Here is a 17,285-nt window from a genome sequence, read left to right as displayed (position 1 = left end):
CCGGTCAGTCTCGGTTGGGACGGGACCAGATGAGCTGGAGGCCCTGCTCGCCTTCCACCTCGACCAGGGTGGCGTAGATGGGAGCCTGGAAGCTCGGATCGTCCAGCTTGACCGACAGGTAGTCGCGGCCGCTCTGCTCGGAGTGCTTCTGCCAGGCGGCTCCGAGTTCCACGGCGCCGGAGAAGATGCGGAAGTGCGGGCCCTTGTCGGAGGGGATTTCGATGCGCTCGAAGCGGGCCTTGACGGTGAGGGTGAGGGTCTTGATCGAACCGGTGAAGCCGTTGGCGGTGGTGGTGAATGAGCCGATGGTAGCCATGAGTGATATTCCTTTCTCGTGTTTCGGGCCGCGCCCTTCGCGACCTCGATGGCAGTCGAAAAGATCGGAGACGATCGGACCGCACCCGTCAGGGCCGGAATGAAATGGAGGGCGGCAGGAAGCGGCTTTCTTGAGGCGCGAGGAATGCGAACGCAGTTCGCTGGGGAAGAAAGTTGCGCCTGCCGTTGCGGGACAACGATCGAGGCGAAGCCGCTCTCCGGTCAGACATGCCCCATCGAGCCCGCGGAAGGACCCGGCTGTCGCGACACGGAAGGAAGGGCGCTGCGGCCAGTACGCCGATGTCATCTGTCATCGCACGCTGACTTGACGGGCGACGAACCCCTCCGCTTCCGGCACGCCCGCTCGATCCGCTATCGCCCGTGTCATGGGGGGAGATGTCGCTTGCTCTCTGAGAGCGGTCTCAAGCACCGCAGAAAGCCCACCGACAGGGCCGCCGCCTGCGGTCTTACACGGTTCAGCAGACTGTCAGCGCAAGCCCAAAATCCAACGACCACCGTCGTCAGCATGAGGGATTGATCCCGGCACTGCTGTTTGGACCGCTAGGTAATCATAGCCAACGCATGGTCTCGGCAGTCTCCGCTCGGCGGCCGCACGGCGGTACTCGTCCCAGCCACCGGCAAGGCCATACTGGCGCAGATGCAGGATACCGACATCGAACGGAACTATTGCGAAGCGGTCAGGGGCGACATCCATGCCAGCGCTATCTCCGCCGCGTTGCCATTGAGAGCAAAAGACCAAAGTTCCAGGTCGACCAGTTCAAGCTTGGCCTGAATTACAAATTCTGAGCCCTCTGCAAATGCGGTGCTACGGAACTAGCAGTCTCGGGCCGCGCAGGTTGGCGCGCCCCGAGACTGCTAGTTCCGTAGACCCAACGATGGGAACTGCACCTCGCGGGGCGTAATGCCGAATTGCCGCCGGAACGCAGTGGCAAAATTCGCCGGACTTGAGTAACCCGCGATGGCGCTGGCTTCCTGCACAGTGGTCTCGCCAACCTTGAGCGCTTCGAAGGCGCGGTCGAGACGGCGCCGGCGAACATATTCGAAGACGCTGTGACCTTCTGACAGGCGGAACAAGCGCTGCAGCCCGCTGGCGCTGATGCCGGATTCTCGCGCGATCAACTCGACGCTCAGCGATGCCGTCAGGCTTTCAGCGATTAGTTCCTTGGCACGCATAAGGCGGACGGCTTCGTGGCCGCGCAGGATGGAACCTTGTTCAGTGCGGCGGTCGGCATGCATGACCGCAGAGATGGTTTCGGCGACAATCTCGACGGCGCGGCCCTCGAGATAGAGGTTGCGCAGTGCAGGCGTGAAAACCTGCGGCGCAAGGATCTGACGGACCAGTTCGGCCACGCGCGGCGTCACCGTCCAGCGGTGGTCGGCGAGATTGTCCTTGAGTAGAGCCTTGGCCTGGCGTTCGTCGCCGATCTCTTCCATGGCGTCGATGTTGAGCCATTCGGGCGTGGCTGTGACCACGAGATGGCGGACATGCTGACGTCCAGCCGACGCCCGCTTGAAACTCTCACGGCCGGAACTCATGATGGCGGCACCTTGCATTGCGTTGCGCAGGTCGCCCTTGAAAGCGAAACTGCGGTCGCCGATCCGAAGGTCGATCTCGCCATCGAGAAAGAAGATGCAAGACAGCTCTTCGCGCTGGCGCGAGGTTACGGTGAATTCGCGCTTCTCGACAGCGTCGCTGACATGCAGGAACAGACCTTGCCGAAGCTCCTGGTGCAGATATGCGCCCTCGATCAGCGTATCGTCCATGGACAACCGGTCATCTCGGCTATCCAGGACAACGCCGTCCATCCGCATGAAATCGCTGACCCGGACGCGCTTGCTGGCGTCTGGAGCCGAGGCATGCTGGTTTGAGCCCGACCTCATTGATTATGCCCTTTCTGTCACGAGCATGTTTAGCCTGACGTGGCCTAACAGGCCTGCGCGACCGTGGCTTTGCGGTGCGATTTCGTTGGACCGCAAATGTTTCTGATCGTCGCGCAAAGGTCGCTGCGTTGTCAGCCATGCCATGGTGCCTTAGTGAATAGGTTAACTTGATCACAATTGTCAAGTTTATGACGCAACGGCACCAAGGCCATGCGCAAAACGATGACGAGAGCGTTTGGGCGCGTCCGTATGGACACCCGGCGCTCTGAAGAAGGGCGACGACACGTGGGCGGTACAGAGACTTTGCAGGACCATTCGGCGATAGGTAAACAGGGCCGGCGCGCCAGCCGCGCGCTGCTTCTGGCGTCTACCGTGCTGAGCGCGATCCTTGCCCTGCCCGCCTATGCCCAGCAGGCCAAGCCTGCCAAAGCGGACGGCAATCCGCTGGTTCTCCAGACCATCGAGGTCGGCACGGAAAGCCCGCGCGGGCCGGACAGCGGCATCGTTGCCAAGCGCAGTGCGGCTGCATCCAAAACCAACACGCCGCTCCTTGAAACGCCGCAGGCAATCAACGTCGTCACCCGCGACCAGATGAGTGCGCAAGGCGTCAATTCTGTAGCCGAGGCGCTGCGCTACACTCCAGGTGTGTTGCCCGATCCCAATGGCTACGACCTGCGTTACGACTGGCTCTATGTCAGGGGGTTCAACAGCTATGGCACGATGTGGTTGGACGGCTTGGCCGTCGCGGGCGACCCGCTGAACTATGCCACGCCGAGCATCCATCCCTATGCGCTGGAGCGCGTCGAGGTCATCAAGGGGCCGGCCTCCGTCCTGTACGGCCGCGCCGTGCCGGGAGGGCTGGTCAACCAGGTGAGCAAGCGACCGCAGGCCGAGACCTATCGCGAGGTTTCGGTCGAGACCAGCGGCTTCGGCGGCATACAGGGCGCGGTGGACATGACCGGTGCGCTGACCGAGGACGGCGACTGGCTCTACCGCTTCACGGGCCTTGCCAAGAACATGAACACCCAGATCGACATGGAGCGCGATCGCAAGATCATGCTGGCGCCAAGCCTGACATGGAACCCCAGCGATGACACCTCACTGACGCTTTATGCCTACTACCAGCGCGACCGCGACATCTTCAGCCCGCGCTTTTATCCCGCTGTCGGCACGTTGCTGCCCAATCCGGCTGGCCAGATCCCGCGCGACCTCTTCCTTGGCGACACCAATGCCAATGAATTCAACCGCGACTATGGCCATGTCGGTTACGAGTTCTCGCACAGCTTCAACGAGACCTGGACCGTCAGGCAGAACCTGCGTTACGGCTATTCCCAGCAGGACATGTTCCTGGCGCTGGTCAACCCGGCCTTTGCCTATACCGGCGCGCCATCGAGTCAGCTCGACCGCGTGTCGGCCGTTTCCGATGACTGGACTTCGACCTTTGCCGTCGACAGCCAGGCCGAAGCCAGTTTCCAGACGGACGACGTCGCCCATACCGCCCTGTTTGGCATTGACTATGTCCGCGGCGTCTCCGACACCAATTTCGGCAACTCCCCCAGGGGGGTGCCCGTGCCCGGCATCGACTTCAACAATCCAATCTACGGCCTGCCAATCCCGATGGCGCCGGTAACCACCTCGGCCCATCAGCGGCAGAACCAGATCGGCCTCTACGCTCAGGATCAGCTGCGCTACGGCAACTGGGTCGGCACGTTCGGCCTGCGTTATGACTTTTCAGACATCGACACTGACAATCGCATCACCAAGGCAGCAGCGGTCGAGACCACGGATCGAGCTCTCACTGGTCGTGTCGGTCTGACTTATCTGTTCGACAATGGCCTGGCACCTTATGCCAGCTATTCGACCGCCTTCCTGCCACTCCTCGGCACCGACAAGGATGGCAATGCTTTCGTTGCCCAGGACGCCAGGCAGTATGAGATCGGCGTCAAGTACGAACCGGTTGACGGGCGAGGCCTGATTTCGCTGTCGCTGTTTGATATGACACTCGAAAACGCACTGACACCTGCCCTGACCGACCCGAACCCGACAAAACCGACGCTGTATGTCCAGACAGGCAAGCAGCGCGTGCGCGGCGTCGAAATCGAGGGCAAATATGAGCTGACGCCTGAAATCGACCTGCTCGCCTCCTATGCCTATTCGCACTCCGAAGTGCTGAGCTCCAACAATCCTGTCTCGGTCGGGCGCGAGATGCTGCGCCTACCCGAGCATCAGGGTAGCTTGTGGGTCCACTACAGCCCGACCTATGCCGAGGGACTGTCGCTGAGTGCCGGCGTTCGCGCCATGTCGTCCTACCAGACCGACGCCACTTATCTCGATAAGCTGCGCATCCCCGGCCGCGCACTGGTCGACATCGGCGCCGAGTTCGATTTCGGTGCGCTGAAAAAGGAATTCGAAGGCACGAGGCTGCGCGTCAACGTCACCAATCTGTTCGACGAGACTTATGTATCGCACTGCCTCAACATGACCGGTGGCAGCTGCAATTATGGCGCGGGACGCGCGATCACGGCGAACCTGAAAACCACGTGGTGATCGTGTGCTCGATGGACAGCTGAAGCAGATCACTGGCAGGCAAGCGGGCCGAAACCGTTTCGGTCTTGTTGCCGTGCTTTGCTGCCTGGCGGCGTTGGTTTTCGCGTCCCAAGTGCATGCCGAGGTAGTGTTGCGTGACGCCGCCGGCCGCCAGATACGGCTCGAAGCGCCGGCGAAACGTATCGTCACCAACGAAGCGCTGCTACTGTTGTCGCTGGCATTGATCGATCCAGAGCCGGTGTCCAAACTCGCAGGCTGGGCAGCACCGCAGCGCTTCGATCGCGGCATGTATACCGCCTTCCGAAAGCGCTTCCCTGCAATCGACAACATTCCCGTCACAGGGGAGGTGATGCCGGCCAATGTGTCGGTCGAATCCATCCTGAGTGCGGACCCGGATTTGTTCGTGGTCAGCCTTTGGCAACCCGGCTGGGAAAGTGCCGTGCAGCTGCTCGATGCCGCCGGCGTACCGGTGATCTTTCTCGACGGTCCCGAAAACGACGCTCGGGGCCCAGCCGAAGCGACTAGTTTTTCGATGCGGCTGTTGGGACAAGCTATCGGCCGAGAGGCCGAGGCCAACGCCTTCGCCGATTTCGTCGGGCAACGCTACCAACTGGTGACCGAAAGACTGAAGGGTGTTGTCGAGCGCCCGGAAGTGCTGATCGATGCCCATGCCGGCACACTGTGCTGCGCCATCCCCGGCGCGCACAACCGCATCACCGAAATGATGCGTTTGGCCGGTGGCCACAGCATCGGCTCGGACGATGTCCCGGGATATGACGGCCAGATCAATGCTGAGTTCGTGCTCGGTGTCGATCCACACGTCTATATCGGCACCGGCGGACCGCATCTTGCGGCACAAGGCGGGCTCGTTGTCGGCGGGGGTGTCGATGCAGCGGACGCGCGCGCCTCGCTGAAATCGGTGACTGGCCGCAACTTGCTTGGCCAACTCAGCGCCGTGCGCGATGGCCGCGCCTTTGGTGTCTCGCACCAGCTTTCGATCTCCGCTCTCTCGGTGCTGGTGTTCGAATGCTTCGCAAAATGGAGCCATCCCGAGCTTTTCGCCGATCTCGATCCGGCGCGAACGCTGGCCGAGATCAACAGCCGGTTCATGGCCGTGCCACTCGAAGGCAAGTTCTGGATCGGGCTCGACCAGACTACAGGGCCATGAAGCTGACAGCATTACAGACGGAGTTTCGGTGAAGGAATTTGTCACACAGGCCCGCATCGCACTGGCCGATCCCGACACGCTGATCGCGGCCTTCTGCGAACACATGGTCGAGCATGGCGCCAAGGTGGAGACTTCAGGCGACGAGCGTACTGTACGCTTTGACCGAGCCCATGCCCGTATCTCGCACGATACCGATGCCATCCAAATCGATGCCAGCGCTGGCAGTCTGGAAGATCTCTATTTCCTCCGCCTCACCGTCGCCTCGCACATTATCGAACTCGCCAAAAATGGCGCCCCCATCATTGCCTGGACCGGCGATGGCAACGAAACTGGGCGGCCACCAAACTTTCAGATCCTTGAGGTAAAGGCGGTTCGCGACGTGACGCCTCACATGCGCCGCATCACATTCGCCGGCGAGCATGTCAGCCGTTTCGCGCCGATGAGCGCGCTGCACCTCAACATACTGATCCAGCATCCTGACCTCGCCGCGCCGCAATGGCCAAGCGTCGGCAGCAATGGACTGGTCGCGTGGGAAGATCCCGCGCGGCGGCCCTCCTTGCGCAAATACACGGTCCGCGCGTTCGACCTTGCGGCCCGTACCCTCGACATCGATTTCGTGCTGCATGCCGATGCCGGGCCGGGGTCGGCCTTTGCCGAGGCTGCGCGCCCAGGCGACCGTGTCGGCATTTTCGGCCCCGGTGGCGGTGGGTTGGTCGAGGCCGACTGGTATCTTCTGGCAGGCGACGAGACCGCGCTGCCGGCAATCTCGCGCATGCTGGAACACCTGCCGGCAACGGCGTACGGAACCGCCCTGATCGAGGTGGCCGACGCAAGCGAGATTCAAGAGGTAGAGACTAAGGCGGCGATCCCCATCGAATGGCTCTGCCGCAATGGCTCAACGCCCGGCGCGCTGTTGACCGAAGCGGTACGCGGCGTGAATCTGCCAGGCGACGGCACCCGCGTCTTTGTCTGGGCCGGCTGCGAGTTCGACGCCTTTCGCGACATCCGCGCCTATCTGCGCAAGGAGCGCGGCCTGGCCAAGCATGAGCATCTGGTGGTGTCTTACTGGCGCAGTGGTAAGGCCGAAGACCAGAACGGAACGGAACAGTGACGGTGTCCGTCTACCAACGGGCACAAGTGTCTAACGTTCAGAAAGGCTCCACAGCGATGCCCGAAATCTATCCGGGGGGAGCCTGCTTCAGCGTCTGCAACAAGGGATCGATGGGCATCGGGCGACCGAAAAAATAGCCCTGGAGGTACTGCACGCCACGCTCGCTGAGATAGTCCCGCTGCTGGGTGCTCTCAACGCCCTCGGCCACGACATCGAGATTGAGCCTGTTGGCCAAGTCGATGATGTTGTCCAGTATATGCCGTGACAGCACGTCCGATCCGGCCATGGCCACGAAGCTGCGGTCTATTTTCAGGGCATCGATGTGGAATTTCTGCAGATAGGCCAGGCTGGACTGGCCAGTGCCGAAGTCGTCAATGGCGATCTTGACACCCAAGCCGCGTAGCTCGGCAAACAGCCGATCGGTCACATCGGTCGGTTCAATCAATTCGCGCTCGGTCAGCTCCAGCACCAGGACAATACTTCCGGCCGGGAAGGCACTGAGGAATTGCCGGCACTGATCGATCAGGCGCAAGTCCATGCAATGCGCGGCCGAGATGTTTATGCCAATATGGAAATCTGGCGGCAGCCGCTTTGCATGGGGCGCGAGTTCGCGGCAGGTTTGTATCATCAGATGCTCAGTCATTGGCACGATCAGGCCAGAGCGTTCGGCGTAGGGTATGAACAGGTCAGCAGGGATGAGCCCATCTGTTGGGTGCTTCCAGCGCATCAGCACTTCCAGTCCGCACCATTCATAGTCGTCACCCCGGACTAGAGGCTGGTAATACGGTACGAATTCGCCTGCCGAGAGCGCACGTCCCATTTCCACGCGCGGAGAAAGTGCGCGCAGTCCCAGCTTGTAGGCCCCAACACCCGCCAAGGTGCCAAGCAAGGCCAAAAGGCCGAGTTGCGGCAGATAGTGCTCCATCAGATAACGCAATCGCATTCCGTCAGGATTAGCCGCCTGCATCGTGAAAGGGTATTTTCGGGAGCTCGTCGCGATCGGTCTGACCAAATGCCGGTTCGGCGCGAATTCGCTGACCATACCATCGCCCCCCATCCTGCTATCTCCTATCAGCAGGCTGACTGTGGCAAAGTCGGCGCTTACCAACTGCAGTATGTTTTTGAGGTGTTGACCATCGATGCCAACAAGAACGCTTTTGGATTTCTCGGGCAACCTGTAGATCAACACCGCTCGGTCGGGGGTAACGTCGTTGCCAGCCATCAAGCGTAGGCGGCCACCTGCGTAGGCATTGGCCTCCTCGGCATCGCGAACGCTTCCGTTCAAGGACGTGCAATAAATCACGCCATTTTCTGTGAGATTGACGGAGCGTACGAAAGGGCGTGACGTCGCCTGCAATCTCAACGCCCGTTCGGCTTCGGCGCACGGTTTGCCCGAGAGTTGGGAAACCGCATTGGCTGCGAGATCGGCGCTGTCGAGCATTGTTTCGATGTGATTGAGCGCAAAACGGCTGGCTTCGATCGCACGGGCTTCCAAGGCGTTTTCAGACTGATGAATCATTAGCGGAAAGCCCAGCAACAGGGGCAATGCAGCAACCAGGCACGCCGCCAGTACACGACGTAATCGCCCGGCACTACCACTCGCTCCGGACCAGACACGCGCAGCTCTTGGTTGTGTGAAGCTTATGTTCAGCGCTCCCCTTTCCACGGGAATATTTGCCGTGCACGGTCAAACCTAGGTCAGCACGCTAAAATAAGCGTTTACGGCCTCCTCAGATATTTTGAATTGCTGGCGAGTCGCAATTCTTGCTGGCCACCTACACCACTGCGCGGACCTTGCTCGGCAGCACCTTGAAATGGTCGCGAAAGCTCTTGGAAAAATGCGATGACGACACGAAGCCGCAGGCAACGGCAACGTTCATGATCGGCATCGGCGTCAGCTCGATCAGCTGGCGCGCCTTGGTCAGCCTGAGTACCAGATAATGCTGCCACGGCGTGGTTGAGAGATGGCGTTCAAACAGCCGCTCGATTTGGCGGCGCGACAGCGACACCTGGCCGGAGATTTCCTCCAGCGACAGCGGTGCTTCGATGTTTTTTTCCATCAGCTGCAGGATGCGCAAAAGCTTCTTGCCGGTGCTGCCATAGCGCAGTCCCGGCGGCACCGACTGGCAGCTTGCACCATCGCGCCAGCGGTCGGCTGTGACATGCTGGCAGATACTGCGCGAAAGCTCGGTGCCGCAGCGCTCCTGAACCAGTTCCAGCGCGAGGTCGAAGGCGGCAAGTTCGCCGGCGCAGGTGACGATCTGGCCATCGCGGACAAACAGCGCGTCGTCAATGGCGAGGTCGTAGAAGGTCTCCTGGAGTGCCGCCATCTTGCCCCAGTGGATGGTGCATTTGATGTCATCAAGCAATGCCGCCTCGGCAAGCAGCCAGGTCGCGGTGCCCAGGGCGTAGATCGGAACATGGGCGCGAAAGGCGCGGCGCAAGAAAGCGCGCAGTTCGTGCGAACCGTGCTTTTCGACGCCTTCGCCGGCGCAGATGACGATCGCGCAGCGCGGGTCGAGCACCATTGTTTTCTGCTGCTCGACGAAGCTGGCTGATGCTGCGATGGAAAAGCCGCTGGCGCATTCGACCGGCAAGCCGTCGAGACTCATCAGCCGCCACCGGAACTGGCTGCGGCCTGACAGCGAATTGGCGATCCTGAGCGGGTCGATCAGCGATGACAGGCAGAGCTGGGAAAATCCGGACAAAACCAGCACCAGGAACTCGGCGGGGGCCTCAACGTTCGCCCCTAGGGGCAAATTGGCGGGCAATGCCCTGGCACCGGGCCAACAGGCCTCGACGTTGAAGGCTGAATGCTTGTTCGGTGCGTTCATGTGCCCCTCCGACTCCATCAGGAACCGATTGCCTCAAATGAGACTGCAGGATCACAAAATGGCAATAAATGACACAAAATGCAACATGGTAAAATGTGGCTTCAGTAGCGCTTGGTGCACTAGGGGTCAGCCGGCGGCTGTTTCGGTCGCCTGCACCATGCTCATCAGCCAGTCGCGGAAGGCGATGACTTTCGGGGTTTTTGCCTTCTGCGGCGTCGCCAGAAACCAGTAGGATCCGGCGCCGCGCAGTCTTTGTTCGAAAGGCGCAACCAACAGTCCTGTCGCCAGTTCGCGTTCAACCAGCGCCGAGCGGCCGAGCAGCACGCCCTTGCCTTCGATTGCTGCACGGATCGCCATGATCGACTGGTCGAAGAACGAGCCCGCTGAGGTGTCGATGCCGCTCACGCCGACATGCGCAAGCCAGGTGTCCCAGTCCTCGGCATAGCCAGGCACATGCAACAGGTTGCGCGCCTGCAGGTCGTTGGGCGAGGAAAGGCCGGCGGCATATTTCGGCGCGCAGACCGGGAAGGTTTCGTCGCGCAGCAAAAGCGTTGCCTCGCGCTTGGGCCAGTTGCCCCAGCCGAATTCGATTGCTGCGTCGACCTTGCCTTCGCCGTGGTCGAGCGCGGTCAGCCTCAGGTCGATGGTCGGATGCTGGGCGCGAAACAGGTCGAGCCGCGGTGCGATCCATTGGCTGGCAAACGAGGTCGGCACATGTACGACCAGCATTTCGCGCGTGCCCCGCCCAGCGAGCTTGGCTGTCGCCTCGTCGATCAGCGCAAAAGCCCGGCCAAGGTCTTCGGCATAGATGCGGCCACGGTCGGTCAGCCTCACGCCATTGGCATGGCGGTCGAACAGCTCCTTGCCGAGGCGCAGTTCCAATGCCCGGATGTGCTGGGATATCGCTGACGGGGTGACGTTGAGCTCGCTGGCAGCGCCGGCAAAGCTGCCGAGCCGAGCGGCAGCCTCGAATGCCCGGAGCCAGTTCAAAGGAGGTCGGGCAGCTGCCATAGTACCATTAGTTTTTCTTGGTCTTCCCCCAAGGTAATCGCGTTTGCCGGCACAGACAAGAACAATTCTAATCTGCCTCAAACAAGCACTGGGAAGCGCCGCAATGAATGTCCACTGGCTGAATGGCTACCGTCCGGGTTACGGCCTGCCGCGCGATTTCTACACCAACGCGGACATCTTCGCCGAAGAGCAGGAACGGATCTTCCGCAACAACTGGTTCTTCGCCGGGCATTCCATCGAGCTGCCCAAGTCGGGTGACTACATGACGCTGAATGTCGGCGGCGCGCCGGTTGTGGTGGTGCGCGATCGCGACGGCAAGGTACATGCCCACCACAATGTCTGCCGCCATCGCGGTTCGATCATCTGCACCAAGGAAAAGGGCAAGGCGACGCGGTTGGTCTGCCCCTATCATTCCTGGTCTTATGCCCATGACGGTCAGCTTGTCGGCGCCCCGATGATGGGAGAGAGCTTCGACAAGGCCGAGCATGGTCTCAAGGGCGTGCACGCCGAGGAGTTCGACGGGCTGATCTTCGTCAACCTCTCCGACACGCCCTCGCCGTTTGACGAGCTGCGCGACCACCTGTCGCCGATCCTGAAGTCGCAAGGCATGAACCGGGCCAAGATCGCGCTGATCCGCGATTACGAGCTCGACCTGAACTGGAAGCTCGTCGTCGAAAACAACCGCGAGTGCTACCACTGCGAGGCCAATCACCATGGCTATGTATCGGTGCAGTACGACACCGAAAACGACAACCCAGACCTCAAGGGCGAGATAACGGAGCGCCTCGCCGACTGCGCCATCCGTTGGGAAAAGGCCGGTCTCGACACCGCCCGCGTCAACACCTCGTCCGACTACACCGCCGAGTGGTTTCGTGCCAACCGCACGCCGGTGCGCAAGGGCATGGTCACCGAAAGCCCCGACGGGCAACTGGTCTGCGACGTGCTGATGGCCGGTTTCTCCGACCCCGACATGGGTACGGCACGCGCCAACACCAACATCAACTTCTGGTGCCACGCCAATTCCGACTATGCCCACACCGTGCGCATCACGCCGGTGTCGCCGACCAAGACCATCGTGCGCGGCTACTGGCTGGTCGACGAGAATGCGGTCGAGGGCCGCGACTACGATCCCGAGAAGGTCGCCGCCTTCCACGACGAGGTGATGTCGGAAGACTGGGAAATCTGCCGGCGCCAGTGGATCGGCGTGACCTCGCCGGGTTTCCAGCCCGGACCCTACTCGCCGCTGAAGGAGCAGAACGTCGACCGCTACGTCAGGTGGTACGCGCGCCAGATGGGCGCCTGATCCCGCAAGACAGGAGCCACGCCATGCTTTCCAGGCCGGAAATCCTGCTGCAGGTAGCAGAGGTCAGGACGCTCACGACAAGGGTCTCGGCCTATCGGCTGGTCTCGCCGCATCGCGAGCGCCTGCCGGCCTGGCAGGCCGGGTCTCATCTCAACTTCCGCCTGCCGAGTGGTCGCGCCCGCTGCTATTCGCTATGCGGCGACCCCGCCAACAAGTCGGAATACTGGATCGCCGTACAACGCGAGGAGCACGGCGAAGGCGGCTCGCTGGAGGTGGCGAAGGCCTTCGAGCGCGGCGTTGTGGTTCGCGCCGATCCGCCGCGCAACGGCTTTCCGCTCGTCGAGAATGGCAGGCACCATATCCTCATTGCCGGCGGCATCGGCATCACGCCTGTCATTGCGATGATCCACCATCTGAAGCGCGCCAAGGCGAGTTACTTCGCCCACATCTGCGCCCGCTCGATGAAAGAGACGGCGTTCCGCGAATTCATCCTCGATGAGGTCAAAGCCGGCCGCGCCGCTCTGCACCATGACGGCAACGACCCGGCAAAACGCCCTGACATGGCGGCACTCGTCGGCGCGGCGGCGGACGGCGTCCACGCCTATGCCTGCGGCCCGGCCGGGTTGCTCAAGGCATTCGCCAAGGCAACAGAAAACTGGCCGTGCGAGCAGGTGCATGTCGAAAGCTTCGCGCCCGAAGCCAAGATCGTGGAAGGTGACAGACCGTTCCAGGTGACGATTTCTTCGAGCGGCGCGGTCATCGACGTGCCGGCGGGCACGACCCTGTTTGCCGCTCTCAAGGCCGCCGGCCATGACATTGCTACCAGCTGCCGGCAGGGCATCTGCGGCTCCTGCATGGTTCCCTATCTCGACGGCGAACCCGATCACCGCGACACCGCACTTACCCAGGACGAACGCCGCGAATTCCTCACCGTGTGCTGTTCGCGCGCCCGCTCTGCAAACCTGACCCTCGACCTCTGACAAATCGGTCCGGCGAAAGCCGGCTGAACGAACCTGAACTCGCCTCGCAGCCGCGAGACCATCCGGAAAGTCAAAGCATGTCCAGCAAAGTTCCCTCTCACGCCCGCATCGTCATCGTCGGCGGTGGCGCCCTTGGCACCTCGATTGCCTATCACCTCGCCAAGGCCGGCGAAAAGGACGTGCTGCTGCTTGAAAAGAACGTGCTGACGGCAGGATCGACCTGGCACGCCGCCGGCCTGATGGGGCAACTGCGCAGCAAGGTGAATCTGACGCGCCTGATGCAATACAGCGCAGACCTCTGCGCCAGGATCGGCGCCGAGACCGGCCAGGATGTCGGCTGGAAGAATGTCGGCAGCCTGCGCCTCGCCGCCTCCGACGCACGCTGGGAAGAGCTCAAGCGCGCCCACACCGCCGCCAAGAGCTACGGCTTCGACATGGAACTTGTCGGCCCCAACGACGTCAAGAAGCTGTTCCCGCTGGTCGATACCAAAGATCTGCGCGGCGCGACCTGGATTGCCTCGGACGGCCATGTCGATCCCTATTCGCTAACCCATGCCTATGCCAAGGGCGCGCGGGCGGGCGGCGTGCGTATCGTCGAGGGTGTGACGGTCACCGGCTTCACCATCAGGGATCGCCGTATCACCGGGGTGAAGACATCAGAGGGCGAGATCGGCTGCGAGGTCGTTGTCAATGCGGCCGGCCTGTGGGCGCGCCAGCTCGGCGAACTCGCCGGCATCGACCTGCCGATCACGGTTGTCGAGCACGAATATTTCGTCACCGAGAAATCATCTTCCGTGCCCGACGATCTGCCGACGCTGCGCGACCCCGATGCCAATTTCTACGTCAAGCCGGAGCCGGGCGCGATGGCCATCGGCGGCTGGGAAAAGGAAACCCGCGCCGCCTATGGCCTTGGCAAACTGCCGATGAGCTTTGGCCAGGAGCTGTTCCCCGACGATCTCGAACGGATGTCGGAAGTGATCGAAGGGGCTGCGAACCGCATCCCGATCCTGAGCGAGCTCGGCGTGCGCGCCGTGGTCAACGGCCCGATCCCGATCTCCGCCGATGGCGAGCCGGTGATGGGCCTGGCCGGTGACTACGAGAACTTCTTCGTTGCCTGCGGCTTCACCTCTGGTATCGCGGCATCGGGTGGTGCCGGTCGCGCCATGGCCAACTGGATCGTTGAAGGCGATCCCGGCATGGACCTGTGGGCGTTCGACCTGCGCCGCTTCGGCAAGCCGCATGGCGGGCTGGCCTATCTCCGAGACAGCGCGATCGAGGCCTATTCGAAATACTACGCCATCGCCTGGCCGGAGGAGGAACGCTCTGCCTGCCGGCCGCTGCGCCGATCGCCGCTCTACCAGACCTTGACTGCGCAAGGTGCGGTCAACGGCGTCAAGTTCGGCTGGGAGAGACCCAATTATTTCCTGAAAGCGGGCGAGGCAAAGCCACCGCTCGAAACCTTCGAGCGCGCGCCCTATGCCGAGGTGATCGGCCGCGAGCATAGAACCGTGCGCGAGGGCGTGGCCCTTGTCGACCAGTCGTCATTCTCGAAATTCGAGGTCTCAGGTCCGGGTGCGTTCGCCTATCTGCAGTGGCTGGCTGCGGCCAATGTCGATCGCGGCGAAGGGGCTGTCATCTACACCCAGCTGCTCAACAAGCGCGGCGGCATCGAGGCGGATCTCACCATCATGCGGCCACGCGAGGACGTCTTCCACGTCGTAACCGGCTCGGCCTTCGGCACACGTGACGGTGGCTGGATCCGTCACCACATGCCGCGCGACGGCTCGGTAAGCGTGCAGGATGTCACCGGCGCCTATGGCGTCATCAACCTGTGCGGACCGCTTTCGCGCGACGTGCTCGCCAAGGTCAGCGAGGACGATGTCTCCAACGCCGCCTTCCCCTATATGAGCTGCCGCAACATCCGCGTTGGCTGGGCCCCGGTCATGGCGGCGCGCGTCACCTATGTCGGCGAGCTCGGCTGGGAGCTGCATGTGCCTGTCGAATACATGGCCTATGTCTATGAGGTGCTGAAGGATGCGGGGGCTGCGTTCGGCATCGCCGATGTCGGCTACAAGGCGATCTCCAGCCTGCGCATGGAAAAGCGCTATCTCTACTGGGGTGCCGACATCACACCCGACGACACGCCGCTGGAAGCCGGCCTCGGCTTTGCCGTGTCGATGAAGAAGGGCGACTTCCAGGGTCGTGATGCGCTTGTGGCGCAGAAGGAGCGCGGCCTGACCCGCAAGCTCGCCTGCTTCAAGCTCGACGAGCCGCTATCGGTCTATGGCGGCGAGGCAATGTCGGTGAATGGCCGCGTCGTCGGCATGACGACCAGCGGCGATTTCGGCCACAGCATGGGCGCCTCACTGGTGTTCGGCTACCTCAAGGGCGACGACATGGGCCTCAAGGAGGTCGAGGTTGAGGCCTTTGGACGCCGCAGCCGCGCCACCGTCGTCGAGCGCTGCGTCTACGATCCGGCTGGCGAAAGGGTCCGCATGTGAACCTGCATGCCGGTCTGCCACATATTGCAACATCCGCTTGCCCGATGAGGCCAATATCGCCACATTGGCCTCATGTCCGACTCGCAAAGTTCCAGTGCCCGGGCGCTCGCGCCGCGCCGCCATGACGAGATCCTGAGGCGGCTCGCCGCCGACGGCTCGGTCGGCATCACCGAGCTCGCCAATTTCTTCGACGTGTCGCGGGAAACCATCCGCCGCGACATGAAGCATCTAGCCGAACGCGGCCAGCTCGACCTTGTGCATGGCGGGGCGACGCTGTTTGAGGCAACCGAACCGGCGCTGACGGAGCGCAGCCAGGAAAACGCGGCCGGCAAGGCTGCGATCGGCCGCGCCGCGGCCAATCTGGTCGAGGACGGCATGGTGGTGTTTCTCGATTCCGGAACCACCACCCTTGCCGTGGCGCACGCGCTGACAGGCAGGCAGAACCTGACGATCTGCACAACGAGCCTGGTGATCGCGCTGCACATGTGCCGCCAGCCGCATGTGCGCGTGCACATGCTCGGCGGCGAAATCGACCCGTCGGAGGAGGCAGCAGTCGGCATCGATGCGCTCGACGCCATCGGCCGCTTCCGCATCGACGTCGCCTTCCTCGGCGGCGGCGCGTTGTCGCCCGACGGCGAGGTGACCGACTTCACCCGCAACGGCGCCGAACAGCGCTCACGCATGGCGGCCACCGCAGCCCGCGCCTATTTCGTGCTCGACAGTTCGAAGTTCGGACGGCTCACGCCGCTGCGCATCCAGCGTTTCGAACTCGCCGCCGGTATCATCGTCGACGCCCCTCCCCCCGCAGCGATGGTAGAGGCGCTGGAGCGCAAGGGACCGAAGGTGATTGTCGGCGAATAGCAGAGATGGCAGAGCAGCAAGACTGCCGCTCCGCTGGCCCGGCACAACGATCAGGTCAACTTCCGCCGCCGCTCCAGTTCCGCGTCGGTCGGGGTCTCGAACTCGAACGAGCCGGTGACGACGTCGCCGTCGCGGACGTATTTGTTGACCGTCACGCCGGTCCCGGAAGCCTTCGACGAAACCAGCTTCAACGCCGTCGGCATGGCGGCGTCGCCGAACAGCCGCTTGCCCTTGCCCAGCACCAGCGGGAAGATCGAGATGTTGAGCTCGTCAACGAGGTCGCCAGCAAGCAGGGTCTTGAGGAATTCCGTCGAACCCTGGGTCAACAGGTCCGGCCCGTCCTCTGATTTCAGCTTGCGCACGGCAGCGACGGCGTCGGGACCGAGCGAATGGCTGTTCTGCCAGCCGAGCTTCAGGTCCGGGTTGCGGGTCGCCACATATTTGTTGATGCGATCAAACAGCGGGCCGATGGGATCGTCTGCGTCGACATAGGGCCAGTGCGCAGCGAAAATGTCCCAGGTCTTGCGCCCGAGCAGCAGGTCGAACGGTTTGGCGAACATCTCGCCCACCCCCTCGGTCATCGTTTCGTCGAAATAGGGCGCGGCCCAGCCACCAAACTTGAAGCCGCCGATCGGATCCTCCTCCGGTCCACCCGGCGCCTGCATGACGCCGTCGAGGCTCATGAATGCACCCACCACGATCTTTCTCATGTCGTTCTCCTTCGTCGTCCCTGCCGACTCTACGTCTTGAAG

Annotated in this window: 13 protein-coding genes; 7 read left to right on the top strand and 6 right to left on the bottom strand. The window is 62.3% G+C overall.

What is annotated here, in order from left to right; genetic code table 11:
• Positions 1 to 4: 4 nt before the first annotated feature.
• Complete coding sequence (locus J1C56_RS16000; RefSeq protein WP_214391048.1) at positions 5 to 316, bottom strand: DUF736 domain-containing protein; 312 nt, start codon at positions 314 to 316, stop codon at positions 5 to 7.
• Between the two features lie 875 nt (positions 317 to 1,191).
• The gene (locus tag J1C56_RS15995) at positions 1,192 to 2,100 is read right to left on the bottom strand and encodes a helix-turn-helix transcriptional regulator (protein ID WP_214391047.1); all 909 of its coding nucleotides are present in this window, start codon (positions 2,098 to 2,100) and stop codon (positions 1,192 to 1,194) included.
• Positions 2,101 to 2,502: 402 nt separating this feature from the next.
• Between J1C56_RS15995 and J1C56_RS15990 the strand changes: the two genes are divergently transcribed.
• From J1C56_RS15990 to J1C56_RS33460, 3 genes are all read left to right on the top strand, one after another.
• The gene (locus J1C56_RS15990) at positions 2,503 to 4,764 is read left to right on the top strand and encodes a TonB-dependent siderophore receptor (RefSeq protein WP_338001448.1); all 2,262 of its coding nucleotides are present in this window, start codon (positions 2,503 to 2,505) and stop codon (positions 4,762 to 4,764) included.
• Between the two features lie 127 nt (positions 4,765 to 4,891).
• Positions 4,892 to 5,932, top strand: coding sequence for an ABC transporter substrate-binding protein (locus tag J1C56_RS15985; RefSeq protein ID WP_420797405.1), 1,041 nt, complete (start codon positions 4,892 to 4,894; stop codon positions 5,930 to 5,932).
• 28 nt (positions 5,933 to 5,960) lie between these two features.
• The gene (locus J1C56_RS33460) at positions 5,961 to 7,043 is read left to right on the top strand and encodes a DUF2218 domain-containing protein (RefSeq protein WP_338001447.1); all 1,083 of its coding nucleotides are present in this window, start codon (positions 5,961 to 5,963) and stop codon (positions 7,041 to 7,043) included.
• Positions 7,044 to 7,110: 67 nt separating this feature from the next.
• Here the strand turns inward: J1C56_RS33460 and J1C56_RS15975 are convergent, their stop codons facing one another.
• The 3 genes from J1C56_RS15975 to J1C56_RS15965 all read right to left on the bottom strand — a co-directional run bounded on the left by J1C56_RS15975 (position 7,111) and on the right by J1C56_RS15965 (position 10,867).
• Positions 7,111 to 8,589, bottom strand: coding sequence for an EAL domain-containing protein (locus J1C56_RS15975; RefSeq protein WP_214391045.1), 1,479 nt, complete (start codon positions 8,587 to 8,589; stop codon positions 7,111 to 7,113).
• 229 nt (positions 8,590 to 8,818) lie between these two features.
• Positions 8,819 to 9,877: a GlxA family transcriptional regulator gene (locus tag J1C56_RS15970; RefSeq protein WP_214391044.1), complete on the bottom strand. Its 1,059-nt coding sequence runs from the start codon at positions 9,875 to 9,877 to the stop codon at positions 8,819 to 8,821.
• Between the two features lie 126 nt (positions 9,878 to 10,003).
• Complete coding sequence (locus J1C56_RS15965) at positions 10,004 to 10,867, bottom strand: LysR substrate-binding domain-containing protein (protein WP_214391043.1); 864 nt, start codon at positions 10,865 to 10,867, stop codon at positions 10,004 to 10,006.
• Positions 10,868 to 10,991: 124 nt separating this feature from the next.
• On the opposite strand from J1C56_RS15965, the gene J1C56_RS15960 reads away from it, so the two are divergent.
• The 4 genes from J1C56_RS15960 to J1C56_RS15945 all read left to right on the top strand — a co-directional run bounded on the left by J1C56_RS15960 (position 10,992) and on the right by J1C56_RS15945 (position 16,533).
• A complete protein-coding gene (locus J1C56_RS15960) occupies positions 10,992 to 12,191 on the top strand; it encodes an aromatic ring-hydroxylating oxygenase subunit alpha (RefSeq protein ID WP_214391042.1) in 1,200 nt (399 codons plus the stop codon).
• A 23-nt stretch (positions 12,192 to 12,214) separates the two neighbouring features.
• A complete protein-coding gene (locus J1C56_RS15955) occupies positions 12,215 to 13,171 on the top strand; it encodes a PDR/VanB family oxidoreductase (RefSeq protein WP_214391041.1) in 957 nt (318 codons plus the stop codon).
• A gap of 77 nt (positions 13,172 to 13,248) precedes the next feature.
• A complete protein-coding gene (locus tag J1C56_RS15950) occupies positions 13,249 to 15,672 on the top strand; it encodes a GcvT family protein (RefSeq protein ID WP_214391040.1) in 2,424 nt (807 codons plus the stop codon).
• Positions 15,673 to 15,744: 72 nt separating this feature from the next.
• Positions 15,745 to 16,533, top strand: coding sequence for a DeoR/GlpR family DNA-binding transcription regulator (locus J1C56_RS15945; protein ID WP_214391039.1), 789 nt, complete (start codon positions 15,745 to 15,747; stop codon positions 16,531 to 16,533).
• A 50-nt stretch (positions 16,534 to 16,583) separates the two neighbouring features.
• Here J1C56_RS15945 and J1C56_RS15940 read toward each other — a convergent pair whose 3' ends face one another.
• Positions 16,584 to 17,243 (bottom strand): dihydrofolate reductase family protein, encoded by a 660-nt coding sequence (locus J1C56_RS15940; protein ID WP_214391038.1) that lies wholly within the window; start codon positions 17,241 to 17,243, stop codon positions 16,584 to 16,586.
• Positions 17,244 to 17,285 lie beyond the last annotated feature (42 nt).

The organism is Aminobacter anthyllidis, assembly GCF_018555685.1.
Classification (GTDB): Bacteria; Pseudomonadota; Alphaproteobacteria; order Rhizobiales; family Rhizobiaceae; genus Aminobacter; species Aminobacter anthyllidis.
Note: the sequence above shows the minus strand (reverse complement) of the source record. Positions and strands in the feature narration are given on the sequence as shown.

Excerpts from the sequence above, each read along its gene's own strand:
- J1C56_RS16000 (WP_214391048.1), bottom strand. The coding sequence starts at position 316 with ATGGCTACCATCGGCTCATTCACCACCACCGCCAACGGCTTCACCGGT.
- J1C56_RS15995 (WP_214391047.1), bottom strand. The coding sequence starts at position 2,100 with ATGGACGATACGCTGATCGAGGGCGCATATCTGCACCAGGAGCTTCGG.
- J1C56_RS15970 (WP_214391044.1), bottom strand. The coding sequence starts at position 9,877 with ATGAACGCACCGAACAAGCATTCAGCCTTCAACGTCGAGGCCTGTTGG.
- J1C56_RS15960 (WP_214391042.1), top strand. The coding sequence starts at position 10,992 with ATGAATGTCCACTGGCTGAATGGCTACCGTCCGGGTTACGGCCTGCCG.
- J1C56_RS15955 (WP_214391041.1), top strand. The coding sequence starts at position 12,215 with ATGCTTTCCAGGCCGGAAATCCTGCTGCAGGTAGCAGAGGTCAGGACG.
- J1C56_RS15950 (WP_214391040.1), top strand. The coding sequence starts at position 13,249 with ATGTCCAGCAAAGTTCCCTCTCACGCCCGCATCGTCATCGTCGGCGGT.
- J1C56_RS15945 (WP_214391039.1), top strand. The coding sequence starts at position 15,745 with ATGTCCGACTCGCAAAGTTCCAGTGCCCGGGCGCTCGCGCCGCGCCGC.
- J1C56_RS15940 (WP_214391038.1), bottom strand. The coding sequence starts at position 17,243 with ATGAGAAAGATCGTGGTGGGTGCATTCATGAGCCTCGACGGCGTCATG.